Annotated in this window: 19 protein-coding genes; 8 read left to right on the forward strand and 11 right to left on the reverse strand. The window is 75.5% G+C overall.

Annotated features, from left to right (window positions below):
• The first annotated feature begins 85 nt into the window (after nt 1-85).
• Nucleotides 86-1,597 carry a hypothetical protein gene (locus B4U46_RS30890; protein ID WP_079430906.1) on the forward strand — a complete coding sequence of 504 codons (1,512 nt, stop codon included), beginning with the start codon at nt 86-88 and terminating at the stop codon, nt 1,595-1,597.
• A 22-nt stretch (nt 1,598-1,619) separates the two neighbouring features.
• On the opposite strand, the gene B4U46_RS30895 is transcribed toward B4U46_RS30890, so the two are convergent.
• Entirely contained in the window at nt 1,620-2,402 is a 783-nt protein-coding gene (locus B4U46_RS30895) for a lysophospholipid acyltransferase family protein (RefSeq protein WP_079430907.1), read from the reverse strand.
• Between the two features lie 220 nt (nt 2,403-2,622).
• Between B4U46_RS30895 and B4U46_RS30900 the strand changes: the two genes are divergently transcribed.
• Nucleotides 2,623-4,251, forward strand: a complete 1,629-nt coding sequence (locus tag B4U46_RS30900; RefSeq protein ID WP_079430908.1) for an NAD(P)/FAD-dependent oxidoreductase — start codon at nt 2,623-2,625, stop codon at nt 4,249-4,251.
• Nucleotides 4,252-4,274: 23 nt separating this feature from the next.
• Here B4U46_RS30900 and B4U46_RS30905 read toward each other — a convergent pair whose 3' ends face one another.
• Complete coding sequence (locus B4U46_RS30905) at nt 4,275-5,504, reverse strand: PP2C family protein-serine/threonine phosphatase (RefSeq protein WP_079430909.1); 1,230 nt, start codon at nt 5,502-5,504, stop codon at nt 4,275-4,277.
• A gap of 61 nt (nt 5,505-5,565) precedes the next feature.
• Nucleotides 5,566-6,492, reverse strand: a complete 927-nt coding sequence (locus B4U46_RS30910; protein ID WP_079430910.1) for a Rieske 2Fe-2S domain-containing protein — start codon at nt 6,490-6,492, stop codon at nt 5,566-5,568.
• Nucleotides 6,493-6,663: 171 nt separating this feature from the next.
• Between B4U46_RS30910 and B4U46_RS30915 the strand changes: the two genes are divergently transcribed.
• Nucleotides 6,664-7,155, forward strand: a complete 492-nt coding sequence (locus B4U46_RS30915; protein WP_079430911.1) for a flavin reductase family protein — start codon at nt 6,664-6,666, stop codon at nt 7,153-7,155.
• Nucleotides 7,156-7,176: 21 nt separating this feature from the next.
• On the opposite strand, the gene B4U46_RS30920 is transcribed toward B4U46_RS30915, so the two are convergent.
• Nucleotides 7,177-8,022, reverse strand: a complete 846-nt coding sequence (locus tag B4U46_RS30920) for an STAS domain-containing protein (protein ID WP_079430912.1) — start codon at nt 8,020-8,022, stop codon at nt 7,177-7,179.
• Between the two features lie 128 nt (nt 8,023-8,150).
• On the opposite strand from B4U46_RS30920, the gene B4U46_RS30925 reads away from it, so the two are divergent.
• The 3 genes from B4U46_RS30925 to B4U46_RS30935 all read left to right on the forward strand — a co-directional run bounded on the left by B4U46_RS30925 (nt 8,151) and on the right by B4U46_RS30935 (nt 10,472).
• On the forward strand, nt 8,151-8,531 hold the full coding sequence (locus B4U46_RS30925; RefSeq protein WP_079430913.1) for a helix-turn-helix transcriptional regulator: 381 nt from the start codon (nt 8,151-8,153) through the stop codon (nt 8,529-8,531).
• Nucleotides 8,532-8,575: 44 nt separating this feature from the next.
• On the forward strand, nt 8,576-9,358 hold the full coding sequence (locus B4U46_RS30930) for an ANTAR domain-containing protein (protein WP_123995201.1): 783 nt from the start codon (nt 8,576-8,578) through the stop codon (nt 9,356-9,358).
• Between the two features lie 151 nt (nt 9,359-9,509).
• Entirely contained in the window at nt 9,510-10,472 is a 963-nt protein-coding gene (locus tag B4U46_RS30935; RefSeq protein ID WP_079430914.1) for a TIGR03557 family F420-dependent LLM class oxidoreductase, read from the forward strand.
• Nucleotides 10,473-10,653: 181 nt separating this feature from the next.
• On the opposite strand, the gene B4U46_RS30940 is transcribed toward B4U46_RS30935, so the two are convergent.
• Entirely contained in the window at nt 10,654-11,184 is a 531-nt protein-coding gene (locus B4U46_RS30940) for a DUF5709 domain-containing protein (RefSeq protein WP_079430915.1), read from the reverse strand.
• Complete coding sequence (locus tag B4U46_RS30945) at nt 11,181-11,363, reverse strand: hypothetical protein (protein ID WP_079430916.1); 183 nt, start codon at nt 11,361-11,363, stop codon at nt 11,181-11,183. Before B4U46_RS30945 ends, B4U46_RS30940 begins: the two co-directional genes overlap by 4 nt.
• Nucleotides 11,364-11,601: 238 nt before the next feature.
• Between B4U46_RS30945 and B4U46_RS30950 the strand changes: the two genes are divergently transcribed.
• The gene (locus B4U46_RS30950; protein WP_237293186.1) at nt 11,602-12,129 is read left to right on the forward strand and encodes a DUF4142 domain-containing protein; all 528 of its coding nucleotides are present in this window, start codon (nt 11,602-11,604) and stop codon (nt 12,127-12,129) included.
• 213 nt (nt 12,130-12,342) lie between these two features.
• Here B4U46_RS30950 and B4U46_RS30955 read toward each other — a convergent pair whose 3' ends face one another.
• Nucleotides 12,343-12,939 carry a sigma-70 family RNA polymerase sigma factor gene (locus B4U46_RS30955; protein WP_079430917.1) on the reverse strand — a complete coding sequence of 199 codons (597 nt, stop codon included), beginning with the start codon at nt 12,937-12,939 and terminating at the stop codon, nt 12,343-12,345.
• A 142-nt stretch (nt 12,940-13,081) separates the two neighbouring features.
• Complete coding sequence (locus B4U46_RS36845) at nt 13,082-13,795, reverse strand: hypothetical protein (protein WP_100862292.1); 714 nt, start codon at nt 13,793-13,795, stop codon at nt 13,082-13,084.
• Nucleotides 13,796-14,053: 258 nt separating this feature from the next.
• On the opposite strand from B4U46_RS36845, the gene B4U46_RS30970 reads away from it, so the two are divergent.
• The gene (locus B4U46_RS30970; RefSeq protein ID WP_079430920.1) at nt 14,054-15,106 is read left to right on the forward strand and encodes a M4 family metallopeptidase; all 1,053 of its coding nucleotides are present in this window, start codon (nt 14,054-14,056) and stop codon (nt 15,104-15,106) included.
• Nucleotides 15,107-15,162: 56 nt separating this feature from the next.
• Here the strand turns inward: B4U46_RS30970 and B4U46_RS30975 are convergent, their stop codons facing one another.
• The 3 genes from B4U46_RS30975 to B4U46_RS30985 all read right to left on the reverse strand — a co-directional run bounded on the left by B4U46_RS30975 (nt 15,163) and on the right by B4U46_RS30985 (nt 17,370).
• The gene (locus tag B4U46_RS30975; protein WP_079430921.1) at nt 15,163-15,717 is read right to left on the reverse strand and encodes a hypothetical protein; all 555 of its coding nucleotides are present in this window, start codon (nt 15,715-15,717) and stop codon (nt 15,163-15,165) included.
• A gap of 1 nt (nt 15,718) precedes the next feature.
• Complete coding sequence (locus B4U46_RS30980; protein ID WP_079430922.1) at nt 15,719-16,261, reverse strand: hypothetical protein; 543 nt, start codon at nt 16,259-16,261, stop codon at nt 15,719-15,721.
• Nucleotides 16,262-16,362: 101 nt separating this feature from the next.
• A complete protein-coding gene (locus B4U46_RS30985) occupies nt 16,363-17,370 on the reverse strand; it encodes a glutathione S-transferase family protein (RefSeq protein WP_079430923.1) in 1,008 nt (335 codons plus the stop codon).
• Between the last annotated feature and the right edge of the window lie 175 nt (nt 17,371-17,545).

Below are 17,545 nucleotides of genomic sequence, written 5' to 3' on the forward strand. Positions count from 1 at the left end.
CCCCGCCCCACCCCGGGCCCGGAACCGGACCCGACCCCGTGCCCCCGTCCGTGCCGACACGTGACCCGAGGGAGAACGCCCCCCGATGACGACCCCCGCCACCGCCTGGCCGCTGGAGAACGCCGTGTTCAGCGCGGCCATGCTCGCCCACCGCCTGCCCTGGGCCGACGCCCCCGCCCGCGCCCTGGGCCTGGACTCCCTCACCCGCGAGGGCGCGGCCCGCGGGGTCCTCGCCCACCTGCGCCGCAGCCGCTCCGGACGCCCCGTCCGGCTGCGCACCCCGTTCGGCCCCTTCCTCGTCCCGCTGGGCCCGGCCGGCACCGCCGGGCTGCTCGCCGCGGGCGCCGCCGCGGACGCCCTGGCCCCCGCCGTACGGCTCGACGCGGCCGGGCGCCGGCACGGCCTGCACCCCCACGTCCCGCTCCCGCCGGACGCCGCCCCGCCCGCGGCGGCGTTCGCCGGACCGCTGGCCGAGGAACTGCGGCGGGTGGCCGGAGCCCGCCGCGACGACCACACCCTGCCCTGGGAGGTCTGGCGGCCCGGGCTGCTGCGCGCGGCCCGCCGGGTGGTGGCGGGCGCGGCCGCGGCGGAGGACACCCTGCTCAGCGAGGTGCTGCTGAGGACCGCCGCGGCCGCGGGCAGCCGCGCCCACGACGGCAGGGCGGCCGCCCTGCGCCGCAGGATCGCCCCCTACCTGGCCGACCCGGAGCCCGGCACGGTGGCGGCCGGGCTCGCCTCCGCGCACGCGGTCGTACCGGGCGCCCGTACGGCGGGCGCGGTGACTTCGGACGCGGGCCGGACCGAGGCGGTGCTGGCCCACACGCTGGCCGTGGTCTCGGAGGCGGCCGTCGGCACCGCCCTCCAGGCCCTGGCCCTCGCCGCCGCGGGCGTACCGGACGCCGCGGGCGGCCCCGCCGGGGCCGTGGCCCTCGCCCTGGACGTCTTCCCGCCGGTCGAGGCCGCCGTACACCCCGTCCGGTCCCGCTTCGTATGGGACGGCACCGCCGTCGAACCGGGGACCGAGATCCTGGCCGCCCCGGCCTGGCTGCGCGACGCCGCGGACACCGCCCCCGCCGGCCGGGACGGCGTGCACGCCGGGGAGGCCGGGGACTGCCCGGACGCAGCGGAGTCCGGGGGCACGGGCGGCGTCCGGGGCCGGGCGCTCGGGTCCGAAGGGCCCTCGCCCCTGTGCGGATCCGCGACCGGCTGCACCGCCACCGCCTTCGCCGCCCTCGTGGCCGAGGAGATCGTCCGGTTCTTCACCGCGACCGCCCGGCCGAGCCTGCTGTCCCCGGCGCTCACCGCGGACCGCATCCCCCTCACCCTCGCTCCGCACACCCTGCTGATGGCCGTTCCCCCCGCCGGCACCCTCCCGGCGGCGCCCGCCGCCGGGCCCGGCTCGTACGCGGTCCTGGCCCGCGCGGACGCGGACCGGCTCGACGCCCTGGCCCGCGGCCTCGCCGACTGCGCCGCCGAACCCGGCTGGAGCGGCGACGAAACCGGCGAGGCCTTCCGGATGCGGCTGCTGGACCACGCGGAGCGGTGCACGCGCGCCGCCTCCGACGTCCGCGCGGCCGCCCGCTTCCTCGCCGACTGAGGAGACCGGGGCGCCCCGGCCGCTACCGCACCAGGGCGTCCCGCCGTTCCCGTTCCCGCTCCACCATGTCCTGGAGGGTGCGCTGGACCTGCGAGGAGAGCGCGCGGGCCACCGCCGCGCGCTCCCCGAACGCCCGGGGCCGCTCGGGCGGGGCGATCGGCTCACCGATGGTGATCAGCCACTTCGCCGGCAGGGGGAACGGGGAGGTCAGCGGGAAGTACGGGAGGTCCAGGAACCTCGCCAGCGCGGGCACCTCCCCGATCTTCGGCGAGGACTCCTCCGCCCCGATGACCGTGACCGGCACGACCGGGGCCCCGGTGTGCAGGGCCGCCACGGCGAAGCCGGGATTGAACGGCTGGAGCCGGTAGCGCTCCTGGAACGGCTTCTCCAGCCCGGAAAGGCCCTCGGGGAACACCGCGACCAGTTCGCCCTCGCCCAGCCGCTGCATCGCCGCCCGCTGGTCCACGGGCACCGCCCCCTTCTTCGCGGCGTACCGGCCCAGCACCGGGAGCCGGAAGACGAACGGCGCGGCGAGCACGTGCAGCGGCCGCCGCAGCGACCGGACCAGGGCCTTCTGCAGGACGAAGGCGTCCAGCCCCCAGGCCCCGGAATGGTTGGCGACGAGTACCGCGGGGCCGTCGGCGGGAATGTTCTCCAGCCCCAGCACGTCCAGCCGGAACCAGTCGTCCATGAGCCATTCCAGCAGCCGCTCCCAGACGTTCTCGCCGACGTCTCCGGCCATCTTCCGCAGGAATCGCAGCTCGCTCCCGGCGAGCGCGATGACATCGGCCAGGCTCTCGGACACGAACGGGCCTCCCCTTCTTCCGTGTGGGACATCCAAGTGACCCTCCCGACAAGGGCCTTCACGGTCAACGCCGCCCAACGGCGTTTGATCACGGGAATTCCGCGGATTCCTCAATCGACTCTTCGTTCGCCCGTTCCCCTGCCGGCCCGCGCGCCACGCAATGATCTTCGGCTCGTTGACCCGGTGGACCCTTCACCGACCGACACCCAGGAGACCCCCCATGTCCGAGACCGCGCTGCCGGTGATCCTCCTCGCGGATCCCGATCCGCTCCGCCGCCACGAGACAGCCGAGCTGGTACAGCGCTGGTACCGCACGTCCTTCCGCGTCCTGCAGGTCGGCGGACTGCCCGAGGCGGAACGCGTCCTGCACCAGCTGGCCGGGCGCGAGGTGCCCGTGTCGGCGGTGGTCACCGCGGAGGACCCCGGCAACCACCCCGAACAGCACCCGCACACCCGCTGGCTGCTGCTCGCCGAGGCCGGCACCGCGCCCGCAGGCCCGTCCGTCACCGTCGTCGACCGGGCACCGGCCGCGGCACCCGACGGCAGCGGAACGGGCCTGGCCGAGCGGCTGCGTGCCGCCCTCGACGACGCCCTGTGCACCTGGAACGCCGAACGCCGGGGCGGCCTGCCCACCGCCGAGGTGCGCGGCTACCGCTTCTCGCCGGCCGCCTACGCGGTCCGCGACTTCCTGGGCCGCAGCGACGTCCTCTTCCGCTGGGTGCCGCAGGAGGACCGGAAGGACGCGCCGGTGACCGTCCGGCTCGGCGACGGCACCGAGCTCGTCGACCCCTCGATCAGCGAACTGGCCGACCGGCTCGGCCTGATCAGGCCGGCCGGACAGGAACGCTACGACGTCGCCGTCATCGGCGGCGGACCCGGCGGCCTGTCCACGGCCGTGTACGCCGCCGCGGAGGGCATGAGCGTGGTCGTCATCGAGGACGACGCCCCCGGCGGCCAGGCCGGATCGACCTCGCGGATCGAGAACTACCTGGGCTTCCCCGTCGGGCTCACCGGCGGCGACCTCGCCCAGCGCGCCCTCCAGCAGGCCCGCCGGGTCCGTGTCGAATGGCAGCCCACCCGGGTGGCGACCCGGCTCATCCCCACCCAGTCGGGCGACCACACCGTGGAGTTCGTCAAGGCTGGCACCACCGAGACGGCCTCGGTGTCCGCGGCCACCGTCGTGGTGGCCACGGGCGTCGAATGGAACCGCCTCGCCAGCCCGGGCACCGAGCGGCTGCTCAACTCCGGTGTCTACTACGGCGCTTCCCTCTCCGATGCGCCCTCCACCGCCGGCGAGGACGTCTACATGGTGGGCGCGGGGAACTCGGCGGGCCAGGCCGCCCTGTACTTCGCCCGCTACGCCCGCTCGGTCACCCTCCTGGTCCGCGGCACCGACCTCGGCGCCTCCATGTCGAACTACCTGGTCCAGCGCATCGAGAAGACGCCCGGCCTGCGCGTCCTGCTCGGCACCGAGGTGGCCGAATGCCTCGGCGAGACCACGCTCACCGGCCTGCGGCTGCGCGAGCGCACCGGGGGCGAGCGCACCGTCCCCGCGCAGTGCCTGTACGTCCTGATCGGCGGCCGTCCCTCGACGGACTGGCTCGACGGTTCCCTCGAGCTCGACGACCGCGGCTACGTCCTCACCGGCACCGGCGGAGTCGGCCGCGACGCCCTCCCCATGGAGACCAGCCTGCCCGGCGTCTTCGCCGTCGGCGACGTGCGGTCGGGCTCGGTCAAGCGGGTCGGTGCCGCGGTCGGCGAGGGCGCCGCGGTGGCCCACTGCCTGATCGAGTACCGGCGCCGGCACGCGGGCCGCTTCCAGGACGCGGGCGCCTTCGACGGGTTCTGAACGGTCCCGGCCCCCGCGTCCGTTCAGGACGCGGGGTGCCATTCGGCCAGCAGGATCGTCGCGTCGTCGTGCAGCCGCTGGTCCTGGTGGGTGAGGAGGTCCAGGACCAGACGCCGGAGGGCCTCGGGGGCCGTGGTGCCCGAGGCCATCGAGCGGATCACGGTGTCGGTCAGCCGGTCCTCGCCGAACAGTTCGCCCGTGGCGGAGCGCGCCTCGGTGACGCCGTCGCTGTAGAGGAGCACCCGGTCACGGGGCTGGAGCCGGGCCCGGTGCAGCGGGGGAGGGGTCTGCGTGTGGTAGCCCAGGCCGAAGGGCAGCTGCGCCGGGCGTTCCAGGGCCGCCGGTACGACGTGCCCGTCGCGGATCAGCAGGGGCGGGGGATGGCCGCAGTTGATCCAGGCGAACTCTCCGCGGTGGGTGTCCAGGTGGGCGAGGATCCCGGTCATCAGCCGGTCCGGGATCCACTGCTGGAGGGTCCGCTCGATGGTGGTGGCGATGTCCGCCAGGGTGCCGCCCGCGCGGCGGGTGGAGCGGCACGCGGCCAGGCCGGCGGCGCTGGCTCCGCCGGCCGCGAGGTCGTGCCCCATGGCGTCCAGCAGGGTCAGGTGGAGTCCGCCGTCGGTGAAGTTGTGGTCGAAGGCGTCGCCGCCGATCTCGTACGCGGGTTCCATGACGGCGGTCGAGGTCGCCTGGCTCGTGCCGATGGTGCGCGGCGGCAGGAAGGCCCACAGCAGTTCCGCCTGCAGGGTCATGGGCCGGGTGCGGCCCCGGACGACCAGCAGGTCGTTGTGGGTGGACTTGGAGAGGACGATCAGGGTCGCCAGCGCCGCCAGGGTCCGGCACGCCTCCAGTGTGACGTCGTCCAGCGCCGGTCCCGTGGCCCGCAGGACGCCGACGCGCTCGACGCCGTCGACCATCGGCACCCACGCGATGGTGCGGTCGCGCGACAGCTGGACCTGCTGGCCGCGGTAGGCCAGACCGGCCAGGGAGGCGTCGATGTCCAGTGATTCCGCCCGCTCGTCGGCCTCCCCCTCGGCCTGCGCCGTCTCCGGCCGGCCGGCGGCCAGCTGGGGCAGGGACACGAGCCGCAGCTGCCGGAGGTCGGCCAGGTACAGGCGGGTCCCGGTCAGGCCCAGCCTCCGTGCCGCCTCGTCGATCAGGGCCGGCACCTGCCGGGCCGAGGCCTCGTGCGAGCGTTCCAGGACCCACGCGAGCACCGGGCCCGTCCGGTCGGCCGCGGCCACCGGGCTCACCCCGCCGTCCGTGGGCGGTGTTGTGTCACACGGCTGAACATGCGCGGGTCTCCGTCTTCGTTCAGGCCGCCGCCGGCTCCCGGCCGCGGCGGTGCGGCTGATGGCGCCGGATCAGCCGGGCCTCGACGCGGCCCGCGACGACGCGGGTCTCGAAGGCCGGCTGCGGGGCCGTGGCCGGCCCTTCGAGGTTCCAGCCGTCCGCCAGCCGGAACAGGCTGCCGTGCCAGGGGCAGCGGACGCAGCCGTCCTCCAGCTCCCCTTCCGACAGCGGGCCGCCCATGTGGGAGCAGCGGTCGGCGAGCGCGCGGACGGTGCCGTCCTCCTCGCGGACGACGAGGACGTCCACCCCGTCGACGCGCGCGAGGGCGGCCCGGCCCACGGGGAAGTCGGCCACCGGCCCCAGGTGGCGCCAGCCGTCCCGGACCCGGTGCCCGACCTGCTCGGCGTGGTTGGCGCCGGCCGCCTGCCGGAAGGCCAGGTGGCCGCCGAGCGCGCCGCCCGCGCCCACCACTGCGAGCCCGGCCAGGGCCAGGGCCCGGCCGCGCAGGTCCCGCCCGCGGGTGCGGGCGTACAGGGAGGACGCGTAGAGGGCGACCCCGGCGGTGTTGGCCAGGGCGTGGACGAGGCCCGTGCGGGCCTGTTCGGGCGGCAGCTCCGCCCAGTCCGCCCAGCCCGCCGCGGCCGCCGGCGCGGCCGCGGCCAGCCCGACCCCGACCAGGACGGGCGCGGCGCCGCGCCGGCGCCGCCCGGGGAGCAGGTCCAGCACGGTGGCCGACAGCCAGGTGCCGATCGGTACCTGGACGAGCAGGGGATGGGCCGGATGGCCCAGCTGGCGGCCGTGGAGCAGGTCGCGTGCGGGGCCCAGCGGCAGGGCCCGGACGGCCTTGCGGAGCCCGCCGATCAGGGCGTCGGCCTGCGGGGCCTGCTCGATCCGCTCGACCACGGAGAGCAGCGGGCCGGGACCAGGTGTCATACGGTGCGTGTCCATGGGGCCGCGTCTACCCGGGGCGCCGGGAGCCATGTACGGGTCCGTGGGCGTACGGCCCGCCGCCGCGGCCGGGGCGCGCGGAGCGGCCGGCGCATGGCCGCCGGGCGACGGGGCAGGGGCGGGCGAGAGCAGGAACCTCCGAGAGCCAGCAGAACCTGAGGGAGAGCCGCCATGCCGGAACCGGACCTCGGTGACTTCGCCGTCGCGCAGGACGGCCCGATGTACGTGGTCACGGCGGCCGCGGACGGGCAGCGGGCGGGCTGTCTGGTCGGATTCGCCTCGCAGTGCTCGATCGATCCGCCGCGGTTCGTGGTGTGGCTGTCCGTCGAGAACCACACCTACGGCGTGGCGCGCCGCGCCCGCTACCTCACCGTGCACGTACTGCGCCGGGAGCAGAAGGCGCTGGCGCGCCTCTTCGGCGGCCGGACCGGGGACCGCACGGACAAGTTCGCCGGCATCGGCTGGCGGCCCGGGCGCGAGGGCAGCCCCGTGCTGACGGGCGTTGCGGCCTGGTTCACCGGCCGGATCGAGGCCGTCGTCGCAGGGGGCGACCACGAGGGCTTCCTGCTCGCGCCGGTCGAGGACGAGCAGCCCGCGCCGGGCCCCGCCCACCCGCTGCGGTTCGGGGACGTACGGGACCTGGAGGCCGGCCACCCGGCCTGACCGGCGCCGGGTGGCCCCGCGTCAGGCGGGCCGTTCGTCGGCCCGGCCGTCCTCCAGCCCGGGCTGGCCCGCTCCGCGGTGGCCGGGGCCGACCGAGCAGGCGGAGGCCAGGGCGCGGTCCAGGCGGGCGTGGAACTCCACGAAGCCCGACGTGCGGCTGAGCTGTTCGACCGGGTCGCTCAGCCGGTGGGGGCCCACGAGCAGCAGGCGCCGGCCGCGCGCGGACAGGGTGCGTCCGAGCTCGGTCAGCACGGCGCCGGCGGCCGGAGTCATCAGCCGCAGGCCCCCGAGCTCGACCACGTACGCCGGTGTGCCCGGATCGGCGCCGGCCAGGGCGTGCCGCAGGGCCGAGCGGTCGTGCGGCTCCACGGAGCCCTCCAGGAAGACCACCCAGTGGCCGTCGTCGGCGTCCGGCGCCTCCAGCCGCGCCCGGCTCACCTCGAAGCCGCGCGCGCCGTCCCGTCCCGGCGGCGCCGTTCCCCGTGGCGCGGTCCCGGGGACCTGCCCGTCGGTGGCGGGGACCGCCGGCCCGGCCACCTCCAGGAGGCGCCGGACGGCGGGCGGGGCGGCGGTGACGGTCAGCGGCCGGTGCCGGGCCGCGGCCTCGCGCTCCACCTCCAGGAGCGCGTTCAGTCCGGAGCAGTCACGGAAGTTCGCCCGGGCGATGTCGAGGCTGATCCCGGCCGGGCAGGCATCGAGGGCGGCCAGCAGCGTCCGCCGGAGTTCGTCGGCCCGGTCGGTGTCGATCTCGCCGGTGATCCGGACGGCGGCGGCGTCCGGGCCCTCGCGCCGGACGGTGACGTTCATCGGTCCGTCGCGGCGGGCGCGCCCTTCGCGGGGGATCTCGGGGACAGCGGAGGCGGTCATGGCAATCTCCCGAAGGCCCGAAATGATGCTCTGATCGGATTTTCAACGGATTCCTCGCATACGTCAAGGTTTACCGGAAATCCAATACATGTGATCCATGACCCCCAATATGCGGCATAGTGGTGTATATGGAACCGGCTATCGCGCGTCGCCCCCGGTGGACCTTCCTCACCAGCCACGCCCGCGTCCTCCTGGCGATCTCCCGGGACCCCGGGGTCCGGCTGCGGGACGTGGCGGCGAGCTGCGGTCTCACCGAACGGACCGTGCAGGCGATCGTCGCCGACCTGGAGCACGACGGCTACCTGCTGCGGGACCGCGCCGCCGACGGGCGGCGCAACCGGTACGCCATCGTGCCCGGCGGCCGGTTCCGCCACCCCGCCGAAGCGGGGCACGAGATCACCGGCCTCCTCGAGCTCCTCGCCGCGGGTCCGCTGCCCGCCGCCGGACCGGAGCGGGCGCCCGCCGGGCTGCCGGAGTCACAAGAGACCCGCGGCGCCGCCGGGCGGTGAGGAGCGACAGGCCGGAGGGACCGGGCGGCTGGGAGGTGAGTACCGTGCCCCTGGACCGGTCGGAAGAGCACGATCCCCGAGCCCGCGGGGACCCGGGGCAGCGCGCCCCCGCCGACGGGCCCGGCGACGTCGTGCGCGAGCTGCTGCACGCCCTGGACGGCGTCCCCTCCGAGCTCCTGCCCTCCCGGCTCTGCGACGCCGTCCTGGTCCTGCTGCCCGTGAGCGGGCTGGCGGTGAGCACGAGGGGCGAAGGGGGCGGCGGTGCCGTCCCGTTCTGCGCGAGCGACGCGACCGCGGGCCGGCTCGTGGAGCTCCAGTCCACCCTGCAAGAGGGTCCGGCCGTGCGGGCCCTGGAGGTCTTCGCCCCCGTACTGGCCCCCGACCTGGCCGGCGGCTCGGACGCGCGCCGGTGGCCGCTGTTCGCCCCCCGGGCCGTCGAGGCCGGGGCCCGGGCCGTGTTCTCGCTGCCGCTGGGCACCCCCACGGTGGTGCTCGGCACCATGGACCTCTACCGCGACAGCCCCGGTATGTGCAGGGCGTCGGACCTGCGCGTGGCCATGCTCGCCGCGGACGCCGTCACCGTACTGCTGGCCGCCTTCGGCCACGGCCCCGCCCCCGTCGAGGGGGTCGCGGCCTGGCTGCATGACGCCGAGAACCACCGGACCGAGGTCTACCAGGCAGCCGGAATGATCATGTCCCAGCTGAAGCTGGGAGCCGACGAGGCGCTCGCGCTGCTGCACGCCCGGGCCTTCCGCGAGGGAGGCACCGCGACCGAGGTCGCCCGCGCTGTGATCGGCCACGCCACGGACTTCCGCGAGAACGACTGAGGGCTGTCCCCGGCCGGCTTCCCCGGACCGGCGGCGCGCCCGGGGGTGTCCGGCGGCCGAGCCCGGGCAGACGCGGCACCGGGTGCTCACGGAGCAGCCCGCGGCCATGGCCGCCGCCCATGGCCGCCCGCCCCCGCGAAAGGTGCTGTCCATGACCGAGTTCGGCTACTTCCTGGCGTGCGAGGAGTTCACCCCCGCGCAACTGCTCGACCAGGCCCGCCGGGCCGAGGAAGCCGGATTCACCCGGCTGGCGATCTCCGACCATTTCCACCCGTGGAACGACGCCCAGGGCAACAGCCCCCTGGTCTGGTCGATGATCGGCGCACTGTCGCAGATCGTCGACCTGCCCGTCACCACCCTGGTCACCTGTCCCACCGTCCGCATGCACCCGGCCGTCACCGCCCAGGCCGCGGCCACCTCCAGCGTGCTCCTGGACGGCCGCTTCACCCTCGGCGTCGGCACCGGCGAGGCCCTCAACGAACACGTCCACGGCGACCGCTGGCCCCCGTTCGCCGACAGGGCCGCCATGCTGGAGGAGGCCGTCGAGGTCATGCGCAAGCTCTTCACCGGCGAGCTCGTCAGCCATCGCGGCGCGCACTACACCGTCGAGAACGCCCGCCTGTACACCGTGCCCGACGCCCCGCCGCCGGTCTTCGTCTCCGGTTTCCGACCGAACGCCGCCGAGCTCGCCGGGCGGATCGGGGACGGGTACGTCCTGATGAGCCCGGACCAGGAGCTCGTCGGCGCCTTCCGGGAGGCCGGCGGCGCCGGGAAGCCGGTCGCCGGCGGGCTGAAGGTCTGCTGGGACGAGGACCGGGACCGGGCCGTGGACACCGTACACCGCCTCTGGCCCAGCGAACTGCTCCCGGGCGAACTGGCCCAGATCCTGCCCACCCCCGCCCACTTCGAGCAGGCGAGCGAGCTGGTCACCCGGGAACAGGTCGCCGAGGCCGTGCCCTGCGGCGACGATCCCGAGACCCACATCGAAGCCGTCCGCGCGTACGTGGACGCCGGCTTCGACGAGGTCTACATCGGCCAGATCGGCCCCGGCCAGGCGCCGTTCTTCGAGAACTTCCGCACCAAGGTCCTCCCCGCCCTGTCGCCGTCCCGCTAGCCCGAGTCCGTGCTGTACGCGCTGGCCGGGGCTCCGGAGAAGCAGCGGGTGTGGGAGCGCTTCCCCGCCTGACCGGGGACGGGGGCTCAGGGCGGGGGCGGGTGGAGGCGCCGCCGGTGCCGTCGGGGACCACCCGCCCCCGCCGGCCCGCACCTGCACGGTGCGCCCTCCGGCGCACCGCCTACGGCTCCTCCTCCGACTCCTCCCACGGCTCCTCCTCGACCACGTGCACGGCCGCCTCCTCGGCGGAAGCCGCCCCGCCGTCGATGCCGGTGTCGCGGGCCAGTACGGACAGGTGCCGCACCGGCGGCCCCTCCTCGGCCGGGGCCATCCGGCCGGCCCGTTCCCGGCCCGCCGTCGACTCGTCGCCGTACGGATCGCCGGTCATGTCCCCGCCGCCCCGGCTGCGTCCGTCCCCGTCCAGGTCGTCCCCCGGAGCGGCCTGCGAACCGAGGTCCGTGCCGGCGTACCCGGCCTCCGGCTCCTCCTGTGCGAGCCGCTGGTCGAGCGTCTCCCCGGCACGCTGCTCCCCGGCGGTGGTTCCGTACCCGGTGGCCGCGAGGGGCCGGTCGGGCGGGGAGTAGCCGGTGTCCAGGGTCTGGTCCAGGTCCGGCTCGCCGAGGGCGTTCTCCATGTCCGGCTGAGCCTCACCGGGCTCTCCTTCCGGTGGCGGCTGGTACACCTCGTCCCCCCGGGCTTCGCTGGCGCTCATGGACGTCGGCTCCTCTCGGGCGGGCTCTCACCGTCGCTCCCGCCCCCGGCGGGGCGACCGCTGCCGAACAGGTCGAGCATCCGCTCCATGACCTCGTCGAAGTCCTGCCATGGACCACCCGCTTCCGCGGCGGCCCGGCGGGCGTTCCCGTCCGCGCGGCTGCTTCCCTTCGCGGGCATGGCGACCTCCTCTCCGACTCTCGGATGCGGGCTTCTTCCCCGGATCCGCGGGCCCATGCCGTGCGAAAGGGTGAAGGCCGGGTGCCCGGGACCCCGCCCGGAGCGGGGCCCTGGGCCCCTGACGCCTCCAGGGCCTGGCCCGGGGCGCGACCGTTTGGGCGGGCGGGCCCGGGTAGACGCCGGGCAGACCGGCCGGACGCCAGCCGGGCGCCGGCCGCTTCCCTTCCAGGAGTCCGCTATGCGCCCCTCACGCTCCGTCATCGCGGCGGCCGTCGCCGCCGTCGCCATGGGCACCTTCACCCCCGCGGCCCTCGCGGCCGGACAGGCGGGGAACGACGACCAGAACTTCGTCGTGACCGTCCACCAGGGCAACCTGGCCGAGATCGCCGCCGGTACGGACACACGGATGAACGCACAGGACACCTGCGTCAAGGACGTGGGCCGCACGCTGGTCAAGGACCACACCAAGCTGGACACCGACCTCAGGGCGCTCGCGCAGAAGCTGGACATCTCCCTCCCCGACAAGCCCACCGAAGCCCAGCAGGCGCAGCTCAAGCAGATCCAGGGCAAGGCCGGGACCCCCGGCTACGACACGGCGTGGCTGAAGGCCCAGGCCGACGCCCACCAGGCCACCCTCAAGACCATCGACGACGAGATCGCGCGTGGTGACAACGCCCAGGTGGTGGCCGCGGCGAAGGACGCGCGCCCGGTGGTCGCCATGCACCTCGACATGGTCCGCGGCGGCACCTGCCACGTCATGGGCTGACCAGACGGCAGCAGGGGACCGGGGCCCCGGGGGGTTCACGCCGCGCGGGCGGGGCAGACGCGCAACGGGACCGCGGGGCGCGTCGTGTTCTTCCCCCCGGTCCACGACCCCCGCGGTCCCGCCCGGCCCCCCTCACCTCCCCCGGGGCCGGGCCCCATGCCGTCTCTTCCGGATCTCGCCTGGCCCGCGCCGCCCGGCACCGCACCTCGCCGTTCACCTGGCTCCTGTGGAGACGGCCGGGGTGCGGTGCGGCTCCGAGAGGAGGGCCGCCAGTGCCAGCCGGGCGCGGGCGACCCGGGAGCGCACGGTGCCGATGGGGCAGCCGACCGCGGCCGCCGCCTCGGCGTAGCCGAGGCCGTAGACCTGGGTGAGGAGGAAGGCCTCCCGGCGCTCGGCCGGTATCACGGCCAGCAGGTCCGCCAGCGCGATCCCGTCCTCGAAGCCCGGCAGCCCGGACGGCTGGCTCCGCTCGGCGGCCGCCTGCCAGTCCTGCCGGTCCGCGAGCCGGGGACGGGCGGCGGCGCGGCGGAAGCCGTCCGCCACGGTCCGGCGGGCGATGGACAGCAGCCAGGTCCGCGCCGAGGAGCGGCCCTCGAAGCGCGGGAGGGCGGCCAGGGCGCGCAGGAACACCTCCTGGGTGAGGTCGTCGGCGGCCTGCGGGTCGCCGCTGAGGTGGGCCACGTAATGCCACACGTCGCGGTGGAGCGCGCGGACGAGGCGGTCGGTCTTGGCCGGGTCGCCGTCGCGTGCTTCCAGGGCCAGCCGGGTGGTGCGGGCATCGGAGCCCGGGGTGTGCGGGGCAGGGGTCATCGCCACAAGTTCCTTCGAGGGCACGGGTGATCCGGCGCCGTGCGTCGGCACCGGTGAAGGGTGTCCGGCCTGCCGCAGGGCATGGCCGGGGCCCGGGCCGCGACGCGTGGAGGCGTCGCCGGGGGCCCGGGGGAGCCGGCTGTCAGGAGACAGCGGTTCCCTTCGGCGGACCCCGTGAGGTGAGGGAGCGGACGAGGAGCAGCCGGCGCGGGGGGTGCTCCCGGCGGGCCCGCAGGACGTGCACCGGCGGGTGGTGAGGGGCCGGCGCGAACGGGCCGAACAGCACGCGCAGGGGAGTCCGCAGCCGTGCCGCCAGCGCGCGCAGGACGCGGAAGACGCCCCGCTCCGCGTAGGCGAGCCACAGAGCGCATAGCACGGCGGCCAGCAGGTGCCCCGCGAGCATTCCGACGGCGGAGGGGTCCGCCGGGGACAGGTGCGCCATGGGGTGCCCGCCGCCCGGCATGGCCGGCATGCCCGGCATGGACATGGCCGGCATGGACGCCGACGGCATGGGCATCGACGGCATCTGCATCTGCATGGCCGGCATGCCCCGCGCGGCGCCCGCCGTGTGCGCGCCCGCCGCAGCCGTACCGGACGCAGCCACCCGCTGCGCCAGGCTGAACCCGCCGTGCAGCGCGCCCTGGACGGCCAGGGCCGCCGAGGTGACGGCCAGCGGCCCGCGCTCGCGGCCCGCGAGGCCCCAGGCCCCCGCCGCCGTCCCCGCGAACGCGGCCGCCGGCGCCCACCAGGGGACGGGACGGTCCGACATCAGGAGGTGCCCGGCCGCCGCGAGCAGCACGCAGACGGCCGCGAACATCGCGGCCCGCGCGGCTCGTAACCAGTGGCCCGGGGTCATGGCGCGTTCATCCTCGCACCGCCCCTCCGCCGGCCCGGAGCCGGGCGCCGGGAGGACGGCGGGCCCCGACTCCCCGTCCCCGCAACGGAGCTGAGGGCCCGGCCCGGTCCTGCCCCCGGCCCGGCCGTGCCGTACCGGACGATTTCCGGCGGACCGCCCCGCCACGTGTCCGGAGCCTGGTCAAAAGGGGGCCGCGTGCGCAAGGATCACGGCCGCACCACGCACGTACCTCCCCACCCCCGTCCCAGGAGGATCTGTATGGCTCGCCGCATATCCCGCGGCCTCGTCGCCGTGGCCACCGCCACCGTGGCCACGCTCACCCTCGCCGGCCCGGTCTCCGCCCAGTCCGCCGGCACCGCCGCGGCCGGCTCCCCACCGCCCCAGGCGCGGATCTTCATGGTCAACCCCGTCCAGTCCTCCGGCGACCAGACGCTGACCGACGGCAAGGACGGCAACGCGGCCGTCCCCGCCTCCGCCTACACCCTCGCCGCGCTGCGCAACCTCGACGCCGGCGACACCCTCTCGGGCAAGTGGGCGGCCGTACGGTCGGAGACCGGTGCCCCGGTCCGTGTGGCGGACGCCGCCTCCTTCAGCCGCAAGGACGACGGGTTCGAGCAGGTCATGGCGTACTTCTGGGTCAACCAGGCGCAGGAGTACCTGCAGAGCCTGGGATTCGGCAGCGAACTGCCCGGCGCCAACGACCGCGTGCAGCCCGTGCGGATCAACCAGTGGGGCGCCGACAACTCCTTCTTCTCCGACAAGAAGGCCGAGATCCGCTTCGGCAAGGGCGGCGTGGACGACGCCGAGGACGCGGAGGTCATCGTCCACGAGTACGGGCACGCCGTGCACAACGCCCAGGTGCCCGGCTTCGGCACCTCGCCGGAGGCCGGTGCGATCGGCGAGGCCTTCGGCGACTTCCTGGCCGTCTCCGTCGGCGCGTACGCGGACGAGCAGTACGGCTGGCCGCGCAAGACCGACCTGGCCTGCGTGGGCGACTGGGACTCGGTGGAGTACAGCGCGGCCCCGCACTGCCTGCGGCGCGTGGACGGGAACAAGGTCTACGCCGACCGCGTCGGCGAGGTCCACGCGGACGGGGAGATCTGGTCCCGGGCCCTGTTTGATATTCGGCAGGCGCTCGGCGCGCGGACGGCCGGCCGGATCATCGTCGACGCCCAGTTCGGCTTCCGCCCGGACACGAGCTTCCAGGACGCGGCACTGACGACCGTCGCCACCGCGCAGCGCATGTACGGGGCGGACGCGGCGGCCGCCGTGCGCGCGGCCTTCCGGGCCCGGCAGATCCCCGGGGTGTAGGCGTGCGCAGGTGCCGCCGGCGCGGGCCGGCGGCACCTCGGAGGCGGGATGAACGTTCAGGCGTTGAGCAGGCGGTTGAAGAACGAGCGGTAGTGCTGGAGGGCCTGGCGCAGGTCCTCCGTCGCCACGTCGTCACCGCGCTGCCACTGCCCCTCCAGGTCCTGCTTGTGCGAGGCGAAGGTGCCGGCGAGGCTCTGCATCACCTCGGCCACCAGGGTGTCCGCCGAGGTGACCGCCTCGCGCGGGTCGTCGACGAAGCGTCCCTGGATCTCGCTCCAGGCCGTCCGGTAGCGCTCCGCGTCGGCGGTGTCGAGCAGGGGCTGCCCGTCACCGTTCCCGGCCGCTCCGGCTCCGGCGGCCACTCCGTCCCCGGACCCCTCCGCCGGCCGGTCCTCCGGCTCGTCGTCCGTGCGGTCCGTCAGGACCTCTTCGTCGTCCTCGTCCCGGTCGGCGGCGGATCCGCCGGACAGGGACTCCCCGGACAGGGACTCACCGGTCGCCTCGCCCGGGTAGGCCGGGGGGGCCGCGTCCGGTTCGCCGGCCGCGCCGGGTCCCGCCAGGTCCTCCGTGGTCAGGGGGGCTCCGCCCCGTATGTCGTCGTGGGTGCCCATGTCACCGGCTCCTCTGGTCCGTCAGCAGTTCGTCGAACAGGGCGCGGTAGTGCACCATCGCCGCGCGGAGTTCCTCCGTGGTCGCCCGGCCGTCCGCGCTGCGCGACCTGACCTCGTGCGCGGCCCGGTAGTGCTCCAGCGTCCGGCCGTGGTCGACCGACAGGTCACGGACGGCACCCTGGTACCCGTCGGTGGGGTAGCCGCGCTCCCGCATCAGCTTCGCCACCAGGTCGTCGGCCTCGTCGACCGCGCCCGCAGGCTGGTCCACGAAGTGCTCCTGGACCTCGCTCCACCGGTCGGCGAACTGGCGCCGCCGCTCGGGCGGCAGCTCCCGGATGTCGAGCTTGTCGTGCCGGACCTCGCGGGCGTGCAGGTCGCGCTCGGCGGCGAGGACGCCGCCCTTCTCCTCGACCGCGCGCTCGTACTCCGGTCCGAAACGGTGGCGCAGATGACGCCGTCGCGCGAGCAGCCCGAGGGTCACGGTGATGGCGAGCACCACGACCACGGCGACCACCACAACGGCTATGAGTGTGCTTGTCGACATCTCGGTCCTCCGTCCCGGGTTTGCGTCGCCCGCAGGGACGCGGCTGCCCACCCCGCCGGGCGGCAAACCGGCTCCGGCCGCCCCAAAAGGTGAACGGAGCCTCAGTACAGCGGATTGTGGCCCGGCGGTACGGCCTCCCCGGGCGGCACCGGGCCGGGGGCCGTGCCGTCGCCGAAGGGGCGGCCGCCGAGGGCGGCCCGGCCGTGCGGGGCGAGCCAGCCCCGGGCGTCGGGGCCGGCCGGCACGATGCCGGTCGGGTTGATGTCCGTGTGCACCAGGTAGTAGTGCCGTTTGATGTGGTCGAAGTCGATCGTGTCGCCGAAGCCGGGCGTCTGGAACAGGTCCCGCGCGTAGTCCCACAGGACCGGCATCTCGCTCAGCTTCCGCCGGTTGCACTTGAAGTGGCCGTGGTAGACGGCATCGAAGCGCACGAGGGTGGTGAAGAGCCGGACGTCGGCCTCCGTGATCGTGTCCCCGACCAGGTAGCGGGAGTGCTCCAGGCGCTCGGAGAGCCAGTCGAGCCGGTCGAACAGCTGCCGGTACGCCCGCTCGTACGCCTCCTGGGAGCCGGCGAACCCCGCCCGGTAGACACCGTTGTTCACGTCCCGGTACACCACCTCGTTCACCGTGTCGATCTGCGGGCGCAGCTCCCACGGGTAGAGCGCCGGGGCGCCCGCGCGGTGGTGGGCCGCCCACTGGAGCGACAGGTCGAGGGTGATCTGCGGGAAGTCGTTGGTCACCACCCGCCCGGTCGGGACGTCCACGATCGCCGGCACCGTGATCCCCCGGTCGTAGCCGGGGTCACGGGCGAGGTAGGCCTCCTGGAGCCGCTCGATGCCGAGCACCGGATCGCGGCCGCCCGGGTCCAGGTCGAAGCTCCAGCTGCGCTCGTCGTGGACCGGCCCGGCCACGGCCATGGGCAGGGCCTCCTCCAGCCCCAGGAGCCGCCGGACGATGATCGCCCGGTTCGCCCACGGACAGGCCCGGCTGACCACGAGGCGGTACCGTCCGGGCTCCACGGGGAAGCCGTCCCGGCCGTCCGCGGTGATCCGCGTGGTCAGGTACCGGTCGTCGCGGGAGAACTCCTGGCCCGAAGTCACGTAGCTCACGGCGGGCGCCTACCCGGAGCGGGCCGCGGTGAACGCGGACCCGCCGGCCCGGGCGCGGGCGGCGCACGCCCCCGGCGGGCACGGCGGCGCCCGCTCCCGGAGCCCCCGGACCCGTGCCCGCGGCCGGACTGGAGGAGAACGTTGCGGGAAGGACAGGATGCGGGCGCCCCGGACC

The organism is Streptomyces katrae, assembly GCF_002028425.1.
Classification (GTDB): domain Bacteria; phylum Actinomycetota; class Actinomycetes; order Streptomycetales; family Streptomycetaceae; genus Streptomyces; species Streptomyces katrae_A.

Excerpts from the sequence above, each read along its gene's own strand:
- B4U46_RS30975 (WP_079430921.1), bottom strand. The coding sequence starts at position 15,717 with ATGGGCACCCACGACGACATACGGGGCGGAGCCCCCCTGACCACGGAG.
- B4U46_RS30940 (WP_079430915.1), bottom strand. The coding sequence starts at position 11,184 with ATGAGCGCCAGCGAAGCCCGGGGGGACGAGGTGTACCAGCCGCCACCG.
- B4U46_RS30945 (WP_079430916.1), bottom strand. The coding sequence starts at position 11,363 with ATGCCCGCGAAGGGAAGCAGCCGCGCGGACGGGAACGCCCGCCGGGCC.
- B4U46_RS30950 (WP_237293186.1), top strand. The coding sequence starts at position 11,602 with ATGCGCCCCTCACGCTCCGTCATCGCGGCGGCCGTCGCCGCCGTCGCC.
- B4U46_RS30935 (WP_079430914.1), top strand. The coding sequence starts at position 9,510 with ATGACCGAGTTCGGCTACTTCCTGGCGTGCGAGGAGTTCACCCCCGCG.
- B4U46_RS30925 (WP_079430913.1), top strand. The coding sequence starts at position 8,151 with ATGGAACCGGCTATCGCGCGTCGCCCCCGGTGGACCTTCCTCACCAGC.
- B4U46_RS30920 (WP_079430912.1), bottom strand. The coding sequence starts at position 8,022 with ATGACCGCCTCCGCTGTCCCCGAGATCCCCCGCGAAGGGCGCGCCCGC.
- B4U46_RS30890 (WP_079430906.1), top strand. The coding sequence starts at position 86 with ATGACGACCCCCGCCACCGCCTGGCCGCTGGAGAACGCCGTGTTCAGC.
- B4U46_RS30970 (WP_079430920.1), top strand. The coding sequence starts at position 14,054 with ATGGCTCGCCGCATATCCCGCGGCCTCGTCGCCGTGGCCACCGCCACC.
- B4U46_RS30980 (WP_079430922.1), bottom strand. The coding sequence starts at position 16,261 with ATGTCGACAAGCACACTCATAGCCGTTGTGGTGGTCGCCGTGGTCGTG.
- B4U46_RS36845 (WP_100862292.1), bottom strand. The coding sequence starts at position 13,795 with ATGACCCCGGGCCACTGGTTACGAGCCGCGCGGGCCGCGATGTTCGCG.
- B4U46_RS30910 (WP_079430910.1), bottom strand. The coding sequence starts at position 6,492 with ATGGACACGCACCGTATGACACCTGGTCCCGGCCCGCTGCTCTCCGTG.
- B4U46_RS30915 (WP_079430911.1), top strand. The coding sequence starts at position 6,664 with ATGCCGGAACCGGACCTCGGTGACTTCGCCGTCGCGCAGGACGGCCCG.
- B4U46_RS30955 (WP_079430917.1), bottom strand. The coding sequence starts at position 12,939 with ATGACCCCTGCCCCGCACACCCCGGGCTCCGATGCCCGCACCACCCGG.
- B4U46_RS30900 (WP_079430908.1), top strand. The coding sequence starts at position 2,623 with ATGTCCGAGACCGCGCTGCCGGTGATCCTCCTCGCGGATCCCGATCCG.